Raw genomic sequence first — 13,616 nt, 5'->3', positions numbered from 1 at the left:
TAGTATTGGCGGAAATACGGTTGTTAATCCGGATGGCAGCCTGACTACCAATAATATTGGTGGAACAGGTAAAAACAATATTAATGATGCAATTAGTGAAGTTAAAAATACTGCAACTAAAGCAAAAAGCACGGTATCTGAAGGCAATAACCTTGTCGTAAAAGAAACTATTAATAAAGATGGTAGTACAAACTATGAAGTCTCAACGAAGAAAGATCTAACTTTAGATAGCGTGACTACTGGTGATAGCGTACTCAATAATAATGGTTTAACCATTAAGAATGGTCCGAGTATCACCAAAGATGGCATTAATGCTGGTAGTAAGAAAATTACGAATGTAGCTGATGGTGTAATCGCGCAAAATTCTAAAGATGCTGTGAATGGCGGTCAGGTTCATAAGATTTCTAACAGCCTCAAAAATAGTATGGGTGGGAATACGGTTGTTAATCCCGATGGCAGTATTACTACCCAGAATATTGGTGGAACGGGTAAAAACACGGTTCATGATGCAATTAAGTCTGTAGATGACAAAGTGACTAATGGCGTAAATGATCTGGCGAATAAAGGTCTTAACTTTGGTGCAAATGATCAAAAGGCAACCAATGGTAAGGCTGTGCATCGTAAATTGGGCGACACCATAAATATTGTTGGTGGGGCTGATGCGAAAACTGCTGAAGATAAAACGACCGGTGAAAACATTATTACCCGTACAACTGAAGATGGCGTGAAAATTGAAATGCTTAAAGATGTGAAATTCGACAGTGTAAATGTCGGTGGTCATGTCTTGAACCAACAAGGTTTAATCATCAAAGGTGGCCCAAGCATTACAGTTAATGGCATTGATGCAGGCGGTAAGAAAATTACCAATGTTGCAGATGGTGTAAATGCTAAAGATGCCGTGAACAAAGGTCAGTTAGACAAACAGATTAACGATGTTAAAGATCAAATCGGCAAAGATGTTGGCAAACTATCTGATCAGGCTATCCAATATGACAAAGATAAAAATGGCAATGTCGATAAAAACTCAGTGACTTTAGGTGGTGGTGATAAAGGTACCAGCCTGAAGAATGTTGCTGAAGGTAAAGTCGAAAAAGGCTCTAAAGATGCGGTTAATGGTGGGCAATTATGGAATGTTCAGAAACAAGTCGATAAAAATTCGACTGACATTAATAACATTCAGAACAATATTGACAACATCTCTAAAGGTAAATCTGGTCTGGTTCAACAGCAAACACAAAATGGTGAAATTACTGTTGGTAAAGACACCGGTGGTACTAGCGTTAACATGGCTGGAAAAGACGGTAACCGTGTTGTACAGGGTGTAAAAAATGGAGAAATTAAAAAGGATTCTAACCAAGCTGTAAATGGTGGGCAAATCCATAAAATCTCTGAAAGCATCAAGAATAGTATTGGTGGAAATACCACGATTGATCCTAAAGATGGCTCAATCACTACTAACAATATTGGTGGTACTGGTAAGAACAATATTAATGATGCGATTGGCACATTAAACCAGTCGAATCAAGACCTTGGTAATAAAATTAATAACTTGGGTGACCAGTTACAACAAGTGTTCTATGACACCAATAAACGTATTGATGATGTTGAGAAAAAAGCCAATGCCGGTATTGCTGCAGCTATGGCTTTAGAAAATGCACCATTCGTTGCAGGTAAATATACTTATGCAGTGGGTGCTGCATATCATGGTGGTGAAAATGCAGTTGGTGTGACATTACGTAAGACTTCCGACAATGGTCGTTGGTCAATTACGGGTGGTGTTGCAGCAGCTTCACAAGGTGAACCAAGTGTTCGTGTTGGTATCAGTGGTGTCATTAACTAAGAAACTGGTGGGGAGAGCAACGCCTCTCCCTAGTCAACATATAAAGAGAGTAAAGAGATGAACAAAACAATCCAAAGCTTAGTGATGGCAACTCTTGCTGGTTTCTCAGTGGTAACTTCTGCAAATGAGCCAGCTCAACAACAGGAAATTAAATTCCCAGCTATCGAAAAAAGTTACCTTAAGCAAGTAAAGCGCTATGAATACCAAGATGTTGCGCGCTTAGATTCAGGATTAAATAAAGATCAAATTCGAGCTTTATTAGGAAATCCACAATTTAGCGAAGGGGTATTTGCGGTAAAAGTTTGGAACTATGTGTTAGATATTCGTGTCCCTAAAAGTAAGCAATACCAACGCTGTCAGTTGCGTATTGATTTTGATAAACAATATTTAGCAGAACGTTTATCTTGGAAGGGTGAAGCATGTGAAGGTTTGATGGCTTGGGGTGAAAATAACCAAATGCCAGTACAGACTAATTTAATAAGCGAACATACAGCAAGTGTATTATTTGCCTTTGATCGTTTTGATGCTAAAGCGATTGATCAAAGCACGAATAACCTTGAGAAAGTTGCTGAACAGATCAAAAAAAGCCCATCAATGAAGCCGATTATTGTTTCTGGCTTTGCTGACCCATTAGGTAAATTTAGTTACAACCATCAATTGTCATCACAGCGTGCAAATACGATTGCGAAGTTACTTGTTCAACAGGGGATAGATCCGAATCGTATTCAAATTCGGGCAAATAGCCAGACCGATTTATACCAACAGTGTTCAGGTAACAATAATGCAAAACTCATTCAGTGTTTAGCACCAAATAGACGTGTTAACATTACTTGGTAAACGGTCTGTCACGTAGAAGTAACCATCCTTAGGGTGGTTACTTTTATGATTTTAGAAACACGAAAAATTTAAGACTAATTTTAATTTTCATATAAATATTATCTTTTAAAATAATAAATATGTTGAGGGGTGAGTAAAGCATCTAAGGGTTGATCCCAACTTTGGCGTTTTAGAGTATGTTCAATAAGTTGAAATTGATGAGCTATTCCTAAGCGATAAGGCCGATGTTTTGCAGTAGCCAAGGTACGATCATAATAACCACCACCCATACCAATACGCGTACCATATTGATCGCATGCTAAAAGTGGCATAAGTAATAAATCAAGAGAAGACACATGCTTTGCTCTACTTGCCATAGGTTCTTTCATACCTAATGGATGGTGTGAAAACCGTCGATTTATATATTGGTTTTTAGATATTTTTACCCAAACTAATTTTTGATTCATAGAACAAATCATCGGTAAATAAACTTGTTTATTCTTTTTAAAACATAGATCTATGAGAAGCTCTGTGTGAACCTCACCAAAGGCATGTAAATATAGGCCAATTTTTTTTGAAGTATGAAAAATAGGAAGGATATTGAGATGATGAAGAACACCAAGCTGAGCTTGTTTTTGTTCAAATGAAGTTAAAGAACGTCTTTTAGATCTTAAATTTTTTCTAATAAAGCTGAGTTCATTCATGGGGTAAATCTAAAGAAATTAGAGATCAGTCGTGCAAAATTATACCTATTTTTTGACAGCTTTACGGAAATAGAAGAGTAATTAGAAAAGCACCTTAAATTCATTGGATTAATATTCATAAAGTGAACTGACACATTCTATTTAAAGGTAAAAATTTCTATTTCTTTACGTATTACCAGTATTTCTTTACATTTAATAAGGTTAAGTATATTTAAAAGATTGTTGCAGCATTACTAAGCCTATGAAGTTAAAAATTCTAACCCTTACTATCAGCACTTTAATGCTACTTGGTGGCTGTACAAAACAAGCAGAACCTGAAGCAGCGGAAGTTGATTATAAAGCCCAATTTGAAGAGTCAGATCGTAAAATCGGAGAGTTTTTAGATCAGTTAGATAACCCAAATACACCTCAAGACGTTAAGGTCAAAATTTTATGTCATGACTATCCTGAGGTTTATAAAACTCAATACATGCCCGCTTTAATAAAAATTTCGCCTAAACCTTATACTGAAGAAAAGTTGTTATCTGATCTGAAAAGTGCAACTGACTACTATAAGGATGCTTTCGGGATTAAATGTAATCAATAAATTTAATTGAGTTTTATCTCAAAAAATCCGATAAGTGTGAATTGATTGGCATTATTGACTTATGATAAATTTTCTTTTGTCTTAAATAAGTAATAGTTTGGGGATCAAGATATGGAAATCTTAAAGTTCTTACAGAGTTTTAACACGGTTGGAACCTATTTAACGATTGCATCAACTGTTTTAGTGGGTCTTGTTATTTATTTTTATGTAATTAATCCCGTATAAGACTCTTTCAAAGAAATAGTGATCAAATCACTATTTCTTTTTTGTTAATAAGACTCTCTAATTAATTTAAAGCTATAAAAATAAGGTAGGTGTATGAAGTTTAAATTATTTTTTCTTAGTTTTTTGGCTTGTGGTTGTTATGCGGATGAAACGGTAAGTGATCCGCAAATTTGCAATGTAGTAAGAAAGGTTGCTTATACTGTGATGGAGGCACGTCAACAAAAAGTTCCATCTGAAGACTTGCAGCAAATAGCGAATGGCTTAGAAGATCCAGAAGCAAAACAACTTTATCAAGATTTAATTAATTCTGCTTATTCTGCCAAAGTATTTAAAACTGGTTTCTTTAAAAGAAAAGCAATAGAAGATTTTCAAACAGCTTGGTATGAACAGTGCTTGAACAACAATGAAAAATAAATGCTCCGAAGATGCCGCTGCATGTGTCGTTACCCTGAACCCGATGAGTTCAAGGTGGACGCGACGTATACTTGCTGGGTTTCCTACTCGAAGGTAGGCATACACTCTAAATATACAGAACGCAATCCATAAGTTTAAGTATCGGCAGGGGAATAGACCCGCTGGCGAACATCCCAGAGATAGCTTAAGTATAACCGATCTGACCCTGATGGCAATCACTTGAGTTTATGGAACTGTAAACTTAGTTTGCGTTTGATGAAGCTTTGTACATTAGAGTACAGAAAATCATATTCAACTGGAGTTTTACTCTCAATAAAAATGCCTTGCATCTATGTTTTAGAATACAAGGCATTTTTGTATTGATAGAAGTTGATTAAACTACTTGTTCAACTTCTTCTAAAATTGTTTGCAAGAGGCGTTCGCAATGAGTGTATTCCTGCAAAGATTTATTAAGGCTCAGCACTTCTTGAGTTAACTGTAGGGCAACCATAATGACTAGTTTGTTGTGCTCAACACGTGGGGCACTACGGCGCATATCATTAAACTTCTCATTGAGTAGCTGTGCTGCACGTTCAAGTTCATCTTTTTTATCTGCGGTAGTAGCGAGTCTAAAAGTCTGCTCAATCAGCCTAAGCTCTACCATGACTTGTTCACTCATGATTGGGTCTCCTCACCAGTTTCAGCATTAGGATGGGCAAGCTGCTGGATTTCTTGGGCATGTTGATCTTGAGCGGTGCCTAAAATTCCCAAACGTTGAATGATCGCTTCAACTTTTGATTTGGCAAGCTCATTTTTTTGTAACAAACGATCACGATCTTGTTGTAAATCATGCAGCTCTTGCTGGGTTTGACGCTGGTGGGCTTGTAACTTTTCTTTTGCAACACGTAATTCATTGCGTTCTGCAAGAATTTCCTGAAAACGATTTTTTAAATCAGTCGTGCTCTTTTCTAATCGGCTATAACGTTCAGCAAGTGTGTTAGCATCTTGATTCAACTGTTGAAATTGGCCTTTTAACTGAGTGAGTTGCTCAGTTACCGATTCAATTTCCTCTTGTTTTTTAGTGATAATACTATTTTTTTGCACAACTTGTGCGTGATGCTCTGTTTCAGCCAGTTCTTTAGCTTCTGAGAGGGCCGCATGTTCACTCTCTAAATGATGTAAGCGTGTTTTTAAAACGCTAATATGCGCTTGTAGCCGCTGTAATTGTTCTAACATAACGAGGTCGCACAGAATTGCAATCAAAGGTAATATATACAAAGTATAGAGATTGGATAAACGAATGCAAGACGATATTTCAGGCTGGACAGATTGGAACGCTCATTTTGAAGGAATTGAAGAAATTTCAAGCCCTAGTGAGTTACATGGTCTGTTAACAGGTATTGTTTGTGTGACAGAAGCGCCTACGCGTGAAGAATGGTCACAAATTTTAACAACCCTTAATGTGCCAGAGTTAAGTGAAGATGCTTTAGCGCTTTTAACTGACGAAGCAGAAGATGTAGTTCATGCTTTATCGGAAGACGAATTAGATTATCTACCAATGCTTCCAGACGATGAACATCTACTTCAAGAGCGTGTGCAAGCATTATCTGATTGGTGTGCGGGTGTTGTATTAGGTTTCGGTTTAGCATCTGGTCATGTGCGCGGTGATGAACGCGAATTGATCGAACACCTTCAAGATGTTGCAGCAGTCGAATTTGAAGATTCTGACAATGATGAGGAAGGCGAAAGCAGTTACGAAGAATTGTATGAATTTGTACGCTTAATCCCTGTAAGCTTGTCTATTGGCAGAAAAAAAATCACTGTAGCTGAAAGTTCTTTATTGAAAAACTTTCATGCAAAAAGTAAAACTGCTGCTCTAGGTACAGATCAGAATATTGTAGAAATGTTCACACCACATCGCCCAAGCTAATTGAGGCGATGTGTTATTGGTTGTATTTTATTTTTTGACTTTAAAATTCTAAATCAAGTAGATCATTATGAAATTGCCTCAAGCTGATTTTCAACATCGTAGAGACCGTCTGGCAGAAAAAATGGGTCCTAACAGTATTGCAATTATTGCAACGCGTGAGGAGATGTACCGTAATCGTGATGCGGATTATAAATTCCGTGCCGATAGTAGTTTTTTCTATTTGACGGGCTTTGCTGAGCCTGAAGCAGTTGCAGTTATTGAAACCTTTGAGGATGTAACTGACTATAGTTATAGCCTTTTCTGCCGTGAACGTAACCGCGAGATGGAAATCTGGAATGGTTACCGTGCCGGAATTGATGGCGCGATTGAAGACTATGATGCAGATGAAGCCTATGCAATTGATCTGCTTGATGAAGAAATTATTGAAAAGTTATTAAATAAAGAGCGTCTTTATTATCGGATTGGGCAAAATGCTGCATTTGATGCACGGGTAAGTCAGTGGATTAAAAAAGCAGATGCTGAGCACCGACATCAAGGTGCTCCGGCTCAACTGATTCAGCTCGACCGTATTGTTGATGAAATGCGGTTAATCAAGTCACCACAAGAACTTGAGCTGATGCAAATTGCTTCAAAAATTAGTGCCAAGGCACATACCCGTGCGATGCAAATGGTGCGTCCAGGTATGATGGAATATGCACTTGAAGCCGAACTCAATTATATTTTTGGGCAAAATGGCTGTGTCCCGTCTTATAACAGTATTGTCGGTGGCGGCGCCAATGCTTGTATTTTGCATTATGTTGAAAATAACCAACCACTCAAAGATGGTGATTTGGTCTTAATTGATGCTGCATGTGAATATGAATTCTATGCGTCAGATATTACCCGTACTTTTCCGGTAAATGGTAAGTTTAGTGCTGAGCAAAAAGCATTATATGAAGTTGTATTGGCTTCCCAATACGCTGCCATTGATGCAGTTCGTATTGGTAATTCATACCGTGAGCCCCATGAAGTAGCAGTTAAAATTTTAACCGAAGGCTTAGTGGATTTAGGTTTGCTCAACGGGAATGTTAACGAACTCATCGAAACCGAAGCATACCGTCAATTTTATATGCACGGTACAGGCCATTGGTTAGGTATGGATGTACATGATGTCGGATCTTACAAAAAAGGTGAAGACTGGCGTCAATATGAAGAAGGTATGGTCGTTACCGTTGAACCAGGCTTATACATTGCACCAGACGATGAAACTGTAGATAAAAAATGGCGTGGTATTGGTATTCGTATTGAAGATGATGTAGTCGCAACATCGAAAGGTCCACGAGTTTTAACTGCTGATGTAGTTAAAAATATTGCAGATATTGAACATTTAATGGCGCAAGCTAAATCATAATTAAACGTATTCGCCAAAGGAGCACAACTCGATGCAACAACAAGTGATTATTGTAGGTGGGGGAATGGTTGGACTTAGCCTTTCACTCATGCTGGCGAAGGCTAATATTGCAGTAAAGCTGTTAGAGGCTGTGAAATACCCAAACTATGATGATCAAAATGTTGCTCCTTATCACTCTAGTTTTGATGCGCGTAATACCGCTTTATCGCGTCGTAGTGTACAGATTTACCAAAAGCTGGGGTTGTGGGATGCATTACAGCAACATGCGACTCCAATTCTACAAGTTCACATTACTGAACAAGGTAGTTTTGGTAAGGCGCGCTTAATTGCAGAACAAGAAAAAGTCGAAAGCTTTGGGCAAGTGATTGAAAATGCTTGGCTTGGCCGTGTTTTATTGACTCAAGTACGTCAGCAGCCTTTGATTGAGCTGATTGATGGCGTACAGGTGACTGCTTTAACTCAAGATGCTGAACAAGTACATATTGAAGCCAAGCGTGGAGAAGAAGTCTTAAAACTTGAGTCAAAACTACTAATCGCAGCAGATGGACGTGACTCTTTTTGTCGTCAGGCAATTGGCGTCGGTGTTGATGTTCATGATTATGATCAGGTTGCAATTGTTACGACCGTTCAGACCTCAAAACCTCATGAACAAGTAGGTTTTGAGCGTTTTAGTGCATTAGGCCCTTTAGCTTTATTGCCCTTACCAGGTGAATATCGCCGTTCAGTTGTATGGCCTGTAAAAAAAGGCACTGAAGATGAATGGCTAGGCGATGAAAATGATCAGCACTTCTTAAATGCTTTACAACAAACTTACGGTGACCGAGCGGGTAAATTTGAAAAAACCGGCAAACGTTTTAGTTATCCACTTTCGCAAGTGCTTGCACATAAACAAGCTGTAGGTCGCGTTATTTTAATGGGTAATGCAGCGCATACAATCCATCCTGTTGCAGGACAGGGCTTTAACCTATGCTTACGTGATGCGGATGTTTTGGTGCGTTATTTAGTGAACCAGCTAACCGCTTCTGATGATATTGGTAACCCTGATAATTTACTTGCCTATGAACAAGCTCGTTTGTCAGACCAACAACGAGTGATTAAGTTCTGTGATACTGTCGTTCGTGGTTTTAGTAACCAAAATCCATTATTAAAATTAATTCGTAATACGGGATTAATTGCATTTGATGTCATTCCGGGGGTTAAGCCACTGGTAGCGAACTATGCAATGGGGCTAAAAGCATGAGTGAAATATTAGATGTTGTCATTGTTGGTGGTGGACTGGTTGGTGGTTTAACTGCTTTATTGCTTGCCCAAGGCGGTGTACAGCCTACTGTGCTTGATGCTGCTCCTGTACTAGATGTTGAAAAGACACTGAGTGTGATGAACCCGCGTGTTTTAGCCCTCAGCCAAGCGACCATTCATTTACTTAAAACAGTCAATGTTTGGGATGATCTGGCACGTCAAATGCCTTATACGGGCATGCAGGTGTGGAATCTGAATGGCTATGGTGAAATTAATTTTGGTCATGAGTCCATACAAAGACCAATGCCGGAGCAGTCCTTGGGTTCTATGGTTGAGCCAAGTGTATTGAATGTTGCTATTCAACAAAAAATGCTTGAGCAACTAACAGATTATCGCACTCAGGTTCGTGTGACTCGTATTGAGCAGGGTGTGGGGTGTTGGCATATTCAATTGGCAGATGGCACTACACTTAAAACTAAGCTGCTTATTGGTGCTGATGGCGCCAATTCATTTGTACGAGAACAGGCTTTTATTGATCTAGACGTATTAGATTACAAGCAAGCAGCGATTAGTTGTGCCATTAAAACATCTAAACCCCACAATTATGTGGCTCGCCAAATTTTCTTACCGACCGGGCCTTTAGCATATTTGCCGATGGCTAGCCTTGAAGAAAATGACAATGGATACTGGCAATCCATTGTTTGGACACTACCTGATGATTATGCCGATGAATATTCAGCTTTAACCGATCATGAATTTATGCAGCTTTTAACTCGAGAAAGCCAGCATATGTTAGGTGAAGTGTTAGATGTTCGTTCAAGAGCACAATTCCCGCTTAAAGCTCGCGCTGCAAAACAATATGTTAAAGCTGGATTAGCTTTAATTGGAGATGCAGCACATGTTATTCATCCACTTGCTGGACAAGGGGTAAATATTGGCTGTCTAGATGCAGCTGTACTCTGTGATGCACTACTACATGACTTAGCACGTGGTGTATGGGCAAATGAACAGACATTGTTGCGTTATGAACATCGCCGTAAAGGCCAGAATGATGCAATGATGCATAGCATGTCAGCAATTGGTTGGCTGGAAAGTAGTGAGCTATTTCCATTTATTTGGGTTCGAAATATGGGACTCAAGCAAGTTGAACAAATTTCGTTCCTAAAGGAGCGTTTTATGCAACAAGCAAATGGTTTAGGGGCTTTACAAAACACCCAGTATAGTCGTTAAAATAATTACGTAGTTTATGCTCTACTGGTCTAAAAAAATATCAGTAGATATTTTTTAAACAATCATTTATATATCATTACCAATTCGGTCAAAAAAACTACGGATTTGACCATTTTGGCTCTTTGCTAAATGCAAAGAGATTGCTAAATTTCTGAGGTCTTGGGACCATAGCGATGATGCAATAAAAGTCATTGTGGGGAGTGTGAAATGTCAGATATCAATGATTATGAAGATGCAGAAGATTCTGCTGTAGATGAAGATGAAGCGAAAGCGGCCGAAAGCGGTGCAGCTGATGAAGAAGCAAGCAGTATTAATGATACTGACATTGCGGAGGCAGAAACGCTGACTGTGACTGCTAAACAAAAACAGCGCCAAGCGTTGGAAGATGAAGTTGCCGCATTTCTAGCTCGAGGGGGAAGAATTACCGAAGTTCCTCCAGATGAGCATAGTGACCATTAATTCTAAAAAGCATCACAAGAGTGATGCTTTTTTATTTTTAAGGAGCGCTTTGAAGTTCTTTCAAAATCCCACACTCATCTACTGTTCGATTGGTAGAGCAGTGCTGTTTTAAATCAATTAAAGATTCTTTTAAAAGTAATAATCGTTCGATTTTTTCAGATACTTCAATTAAGTATTTATTCACCAAATTATCAACTTCCGTACACGCCTGTTTCGGTTGAGCTTTCATTTCTTTTAGCGTTTTAATATCGTTGAGAGAAATATCTAATTCACGGCAATGCTTAATAAATAAAAGGTCCGCAAGAGTTTGCTCCGTATAAACACGATAATTATTTTCTGAGCGCTGAATGCGGTCCAGCACACCTACTTTTTCGTAATAACGGATCGTATCAATTGGAATACCCGCTTTTTTTGATAATTGACCAATAGAAAGACTCATAAGACTTGACTCTGGAGTTACTCAAGGGTTTTTAATCACTATAAAAGAGTTTTTGAGGAAATAAAATGGCTGGATGTGGTTGTGCTTCAACATGCTCTCCTACCAAGAAAGTCAGTCCACGTTTTAGAAAAGCGTTATGGATTGCGCTTGTAATTAATGCCTTAATGTTCGTGGTTGAAATCTTGGGAGGATACAAAGCCCAATCTGTTTCACTTTGGGCAGATGCATTAGATTTTGCCGGAGATGCAGCAAACTATGCATTATCTTTAGTCGTTCTTTCGATGAGTTTATATTGGCGTGCGACAGCGGCACTACTTAAAGGAATAACGATGGCAGCTTTCGGTGTTTTTGTCATTGCGAAAGTGGTCTGGTCATATTTTTATGGAGTTCCACCGGAACCAATGGTCATGGGGGCAATTGGAGTAATAGCCTTAATTGCTAATGTTTCTGTCGCCCTTATGCTTTATGCATTTCGTGATGGTGATGCCAATATGCGCTCTGTTTGGTTGTGTAGTCGAAATGACTCAATTGCCAATATTGCTGTAATTTTAGCGGCGGTTGGAGTGTTTGGAACAGGCAGTGTATTTCCCGATTTATTGGTTGCCTTTGTCATTGCTTACTTGGGAGTATCCTCCGGCTACGCTGTTATAAAACAGTCACAGCAAGAAAGAAAACAGGCAAGAGTTGTGCTTGGCAGTGAAGCATCATAAAGAGCAATAAAAAAGGATCTTTTATAGGATCCTTTTTTACTTTTAAGCCATTAAAACAAAAGTGTTAGGGCAATACACCACATAATACACCCGATAATGAAATCTAAAATTTTCCAAGCTTTAGGATTGGTAAATAACGGCTTCAATAATTTTGCACCATAACCTAGACTGAAAAAGAAGATCCAAGAAGCAAGAATGCTGCCTAAAGCAAAGCTAATTTTATCTTCTAGCTGGGTTGCTACAGAACCAATCAAAACAATAGTATCTAAATAGACGTGGGGGTTAAGCCAAGTAAAGGCAAGACAGGTCACTAATGCTTGGGTTAAAGTCTGCTTTTGACCGTTATCAAGCTCCATGCCTTGGGTAGTTTTAAATGCAGCATAGAATGCTTTTGCACCGTAGACTAATAAAAACGCTGCCCCTAAATATTTGGCAACAGTAATTAGGATTGGTGATGCAGTCATGATTTCGGCAAAACCTAATACACCAAAAGCGATTAGAATCGAATCAGACAATGCACAAATTAAACATAGCCAAAATACGTATTGTTGTTTCAGACCCTGTTTTAGAACAAAAGCATTTTGAGCTCCAATGGCGACAATAAGCCCGCTACCAATTCCGAAACCTTTAAAAAATATACTAAGAGATAACATGACAATAAGTAAGTTTGAAAAAATCAGATGGGGGAATTATCTGTCTTTTTATTAAAAAATAAGTAAAATTAAGAATATTTAGGTTTGGCTAAAAATAATTTAGGTTTGATATGCTCGATAGTAAACAATGTGAAGCTTTTCTGGCTGTAGCAGAAGTAGGGAGTTTTGATGCAGCAGGTGAGCATTTATATATTACTCCGTCGGCAGTATCGTTACGTGTACAGGCCTTAGAAAAATATTTAGGGCAGATCCTAATCATACGTGGGCGTCCCTGCGTACTCACTCAAGCAGGGCAAACTTTATTGCAACATTTACGTCATACCAGACTGATGGAGCAAAATTTATTACAAGGTTTAATGGGGAAATCTTCCGAATCTGAATTTTATAAAATTGCTTTGGCTTCAAATGCAGACTCATTAGCCACTTGGCTTTTACCATGTATTCAGCAAACGCTTTTTAAAGAAAAAATTGTATTAGAACTAAAAATTGACGATCAATCTCACACACATACTTTGCTTGAAACGGGACAGGTCAATGCATGTATTACAGCAGAAGAGCAAGTTATGGCGGGTTGCTTAGCTCAGCTTCTTGGTAAAATGCGCTATAAAATGCTGGCATCGGCCGAGTTTGTAAACCGGTGGTTTAGTGGTGGAATTAACCGAGAAGCTTTAAGAAAAACGCCGGCAGTTATTTTTAACCATAAAGATTTAATGCATTCGGAGGTTTTATTAAAAGGATACGGTTTACCGATGCAAAGTTATCCTTATAGTTTTATTCCAGCGACAGATGCTTTCGTTAAAGCAATTCAACTAGGTTTAGGGTATGGCATGGTGCCCGAGCTACAGGTTCAACCATTACTAGAAAACGGAACACTTGTTGATATTATGCCTGAGGCTCAACTTGATATTCCTTTATATTGGCATCATTGGAAAAGGCAGTCGAAGCAACTTGATGCACTGACTGAAACGATTGTTCAGTCAGCAAAACAAATATTGAGATAAG

General features: G+C 38.5%; 17 protein-coding genes and 1 other RNA gene. 12 read left to right on the top strand and 6 right to left on the bottom strand.

Annotated elements, in window-relative coordinates; genetic code table 11:
• Nucleotides 1–1,840 (top strand): YadA-like family protein (locus tag F931_RS13360; protein ID WP_016141869.1); only part of this gene is annotated, 1,840 nt, incomplete at its 5' end.
• Nucleotides 1,841–1,897: 57 nt separating this feature from the next.
• The gene (gene tpgA, locus F931_RS13355; protein ID WP_016141868.1) at nucleotides 1,898–2,677 is read left to right on the top strand and encodes a trimeric autotransporter adhesin/peptidogylcan-associated protein TpgA; all 780 of its coding nucleotides are present in this window, start codon (nucleotides 1,898–1,900) and stop codon (nucleotides 2,675–2,677) included.
• A 98-nt stretch (nucleotides 2,678–2,775) separates the two neighbouring features.
• Here tpgA and F931_RS13350 read toward each other — a convergent pair whose 3' ends face one another.
• Nucleotides 2,776–3,360 carry a 5-formyltetrahydrofolate cyclo-ligase gene (locus F931_RS13350; protein ID WP_016141867.1) on the bottom strand — a complete coding sequence of 195 codons (585 nt, stop codon included), beginning with the start codon at nucleotides 3,358–3,360 and terminating at the stop codon, nucleotides 2,776–2,778.
• 241 nt (nucleotides 3,361–3,601) lie between these two features.
• Here F931_RS13350 and F931_RS13345 point away from each other — a divergent pair, with 241 nt between their 5' ends.
• The 3 genes from F931_RS13345 (at nucleotide 3,602) to F931_RS13340 (ending at nucleotide 4,585) form a co-directional block, all read left to right on the top strand.
• Entirely contained in the window at nucleotides 3,602–3,946 is a 345-nt protein-coding gene (locus F931_RS13345; protein WP_016141866.1) for a hypothetical protein, read from the top strand.
• Nucleotides 3,947–4,057: 111 nt separating this feature from the next.
• Complete coding sequence (locus F931_RS22105) at nucleotides 4,058–4,171, top strand: hypothetical protein (protein ID WP_016141865.1); 114 nt, start codon at nucleotides 4,058–4,060, stop codon at nucleotides 4,169–4,171.
• Nucleotides 4,172–4,264: 93 nt separating this feature from the next.
• Nucleotides 4,265–4,585, top strand: coding sequence for a hypothetical protein (locus F931_RS13340; RefSeq protein ID WP_016141864.1), 321 nt, complete (start codon nucleotides 4,265–4,267; stop codon nucleotides 4,583–4,585).
• Here F931_RS13340 and ssrS read toward each other — a convergent pair.
• From ssrS to F931_RS13330, 3 genes are all read right to left on the bottom strand, one after another.
• A non-coding RNA gene (gene ssrS, locus F931_RS22100) (6S RNA) lies at nucleotides 4,584–4,768 on the bottom strand. The two genes, F931_RS13340 and ssrS, sit on opposite strands and share 2 nt — an antisense overlap.
• Before the next feature lie 190 nt (nucleotides 4,769–4,958).
• Nucleotides 4,959–5,243, bottom strand: coding sequence for a cell division protein ZapA (locus F931_RS13335; RefSeq protein ID WP_016141863.1), 285 nt, complete (start codon nucleotides 5,241–5,243; stop codon nucleotides 4,959–4,961).
• Entirely contained in the window at nucleotides 5,240–5,800 is a 561-nt protein-coding gene (locus F931_RS13330; RefSeq protein WP_016141862.1) for a hypothetical protein, read from the bottom strand. Before F931_RS13330 ends, F931_RS13335 begins: the two co-directional genes overlap by 4 nt.
• A 64-nt stretch (nucleotides 5,801–5,864) precedes the next feature.
• Here F931_RS13330 and F931_RS13325 point away from each other — a divergent pair, with 64 nt between their 5' ends.
• The 5 genes from F931_RS13325 (at nucleotide 5,865) to F931_RS13305 (ending at nucleotide 10,812) form a co-directional block, all read left to right on the top strand.
• Nucleotides 5,865–6,494: a UPF0149 family protein gene (locus F931_RS13325; RefSeq protein WP_005802891.1), complete on the top strand. Its 630-nt coding sequence runs from the start codon at nucleotides 5,865–5,867 to the stop codon at nucleotides 6,492–6,494.
• Nucleotides 6,495–6,561: 67 nt separating this feature from the next.
• Nucleotides 6,562–7,884, top strand: a complete 1,323-nt coding sequence (pepP, locus tag F931_RS13320) for a Xaa-Pro aminopeptidase (RefSeq protein WP_016141861.1) — start codon at nucleotides 6,562–6,564, stop codon at nucleotides 7,882–7,884.
• A 31-nt stretch (nucleotides 7,885–7,915) separates the two neighbouring features.
• On the top strand, nucleotides 7,916–9,124 hold the full coding sequence (ubiH, locus tag F931_RS13315; protein ID WP_016141860.1) for a 2-octaprenyl-6-methoxyphenyl hydroxylase: 1,209 nt from the start codon (nucleotides 7,916–7,918) through the stop codon (nucleotides 9,122–9,124).
• The gene (gene ubiF / locus F931_RS13310; RefSeq protein ID WP_016141859.1) at nucleotides 9,121–10,353 is read left to right on the top strand and encodes an FAD-dependent monooxygenase; all 1,233 of its coding nucleotides are present in this window, start codon (nucleotides 9,121–9,123) and stop codon (nucleotides 10,351–10,353) included. Before ubiH ends, ubiF begins: the two co-directional genes overlap by 4 nt.
• Nucleotides 10,354–10,560: 207 nt before the next feature.
• The gene (locus F931_RS13305) at nucleotides 10,561–10,812 is read left to right on the top strand and encodes a hypothetical protein (RefSeq protein WP_002117665.1); all 252 of its coding nucleotides are present in this window, start codon (nucleotides 10,561–10,563) and stop codon (nucleotides 10,810–10,812) included.
• Between the two features lie 37 nt (nucleotides 10,813–10,849).
• Here F931_RS13305 and F931_RS13300 read toward each other — a convergent pair whose 3' ends face one another.
• Nucleotides 10,850–11,251 (bottom strand): Cd(II)/Pb(II)-responsive transcriptional regulator, encoded by a 402-nt coding sequence (locus F931_RS13300; RefSeq protein ID WP_016141858.1) that lies wholly within the window; start codon nucleotides 11,249–11,251, stop codon nucleotides 10,850–10,852.
• 65 nt (nucleotides 11,252–11,316) lie between these two features.
• Here F931_RS13300 and F931_RS13295 point away from each other — a divergent pair, with 65 nt between their 5' ends.
• The gene (locus F931_RS13295; RefSeq protein WP_016141857.1) at nucleotides 11,317–11,961 is read left to right on the top strand and encodes a cation efflux transmembrane domain-containing protein; all 645 of its coding nucleotides are present in this window, start codon (nucleotides 11,317–11,319) and stop codon (nucleotides 11,959–11,961) included.
• A 50-nt stretch (nucleotides 11,962–12,011) separates the two neighbouring features.
• Here the strand turns inward: F931_RS13295 and F931_RS13290 are convergent, their stop codons facing one another.
• Nucleotides 12,012–12,614, bottom strand: coding sequence for a LysE/ArgO family amino acid transporter (locus F931_RS13290; protein WP_016141856.1), 603 nt, complete (start codon nucleotides 12,612–12,614; stop codon nucleotides 12,012–12,014).
• Nucleotides 12,615–12,724: 110 nt separating this feature from the next.
• On the opposite strand from F931_RS13290, the gene iciA reads away from it, so the two are divergent.
• Entirely contained in the window at nucleotides 12,725–13,615 is an 891-nt protein-coding gene (iciA, locus tag F931_RS13285; protein WP_016141855.1) for a LysR family transcriptional regulator ArgP, read from the top strand.
• Nucleotide 13,616 lies beyond the last annotated feature (1 nt).

Origin of the sequence: Acinetobacter pittii ANC 4050, from assembly GCF_000399685.1 — a bacterium.
GTDB lineage: Bacteria > Pseudomonadota > Gammaproteobacteria > Pseudomonadales > Moraxellaceae > Acinetobacter > Acinetobacter pittii_E.
The sequence above is the reverse complement of the archived record's forward strand: the minus strand, read 5'-3'. Positions and strand labels throughout refer to the sequence as shown.

Excerpts from the sequence above, each read along its gene's own strand:
- ubiF (WP_016141859.1), top strand. The coding sequence starts at position 9,121 with ATGAGTGAAATATTAGATGTTGTCATTGTTGGTGGTGGACTGGTTGGT.
- F931_RS13295 (WP_016141857.1), top strand. The coding sequence starts at position 11,317 with ATGGCTGGATGTGGTTGTGCTTCAACATGCTCTCCTACCAAGAAAGTC.
- F931_RS13300 (WP_016141858.1), bottom strand. The coding sequence starts at position 11,251 with ATGAGTCTTTCTATTGGTCAATTATCAAAAAAAGCGGGTATTCCAATT.
- F931_RS22105 (WP_016141865.1), top strand. The coding sequence starts at position 4,058 with ATGGAAATCTTAAAGTTCTTACAGAGTTTTAACACGGTTGGAACCTAT.
- F931_RS13335 (WP_016141863.1), bottom strand. The coding sequence starts at position 5,243 with ATGAGTGAACAAGTCATGGTAGAGCTTAGGCTGATTGAGCAGACTTTT.
- F931_RS13345 (WP_016141866.1), top strand. The coding sequence starts at position 3,602 with ATGAAGTTAAAAATTCTAACCCTTACTATCAGCACTTTAATGCTACTT.
- iciA (WP_016141855.1), top strand. The coding sequence starts at position 12,725 with ATGCTCGATAGTAAACAATGTGAAGCTTTTCTGGCTGTAGCAGAAGTA.
- F931_RS13305 (WP_002117665.1), top strand. The coding sequence starts at position 10,561 with ATGTCAGATATCAATGATTATGAAGATGCAGAAGATTCTGCTGTAGAT.
- F931_RS13290 (WP_016141856.1), bottom strand. The coding sequence starts at position 12,614 with ATGTTATCTCTTAGTATATTTTTTAAAGGTTTCGGAATTGGTAGCGGG.
- F931_RS13350 (WP_016141867.1), bottom strand. The coding sequence starts at position 3,360 with ATGAATGAACTCAGCTTTATTAGAAAAAATTTAAGATCTAAAAGACGT.
- tpgA (WP_016141868.1), top strand. The coding sequence starts at position 1,898 with ATGAACAAAACAATCCAAAGCTTAGTGATGGCAACTCTTGCTGGTTTC.
- F931_RS13340 (WP_016141864.1), top strand. The coding sequence starts at position 4,265 with ATGAAGTTTAAATTATTTTTTCTTAGTTTTTTGGCTTGTGGTTGTTAT.
- F931_RS13330 (WP_016141862.1), bottom strand. The coding sequence starts at position 5,800 with ATGTTAGAACAATTACAGCGGCTACAAGCGCATATTAGCGTTTTAAAA.
- F931_RS13325 (WP_005802891.1), top strand. The coding sequence starts at position 5,865 with ATGCAAGACGATATTTCAGGCTGGACAGATTGGAACGCTCATTTTGAA.
- ubiH (WP_016141860.1), top strand. The coding sequence starts at position 7,916 with ATGCAACAACAAGTGATTATTGTAGGTGGGGGAATGGTTGGACTTAGC.
- pepP (WP_016141861.1), top strand. The coding sequence starts at position 6,562 with ATGAAATTGCCTCAAGCTGATTTTCAACATCGTAGAGACCGTCTGGCA.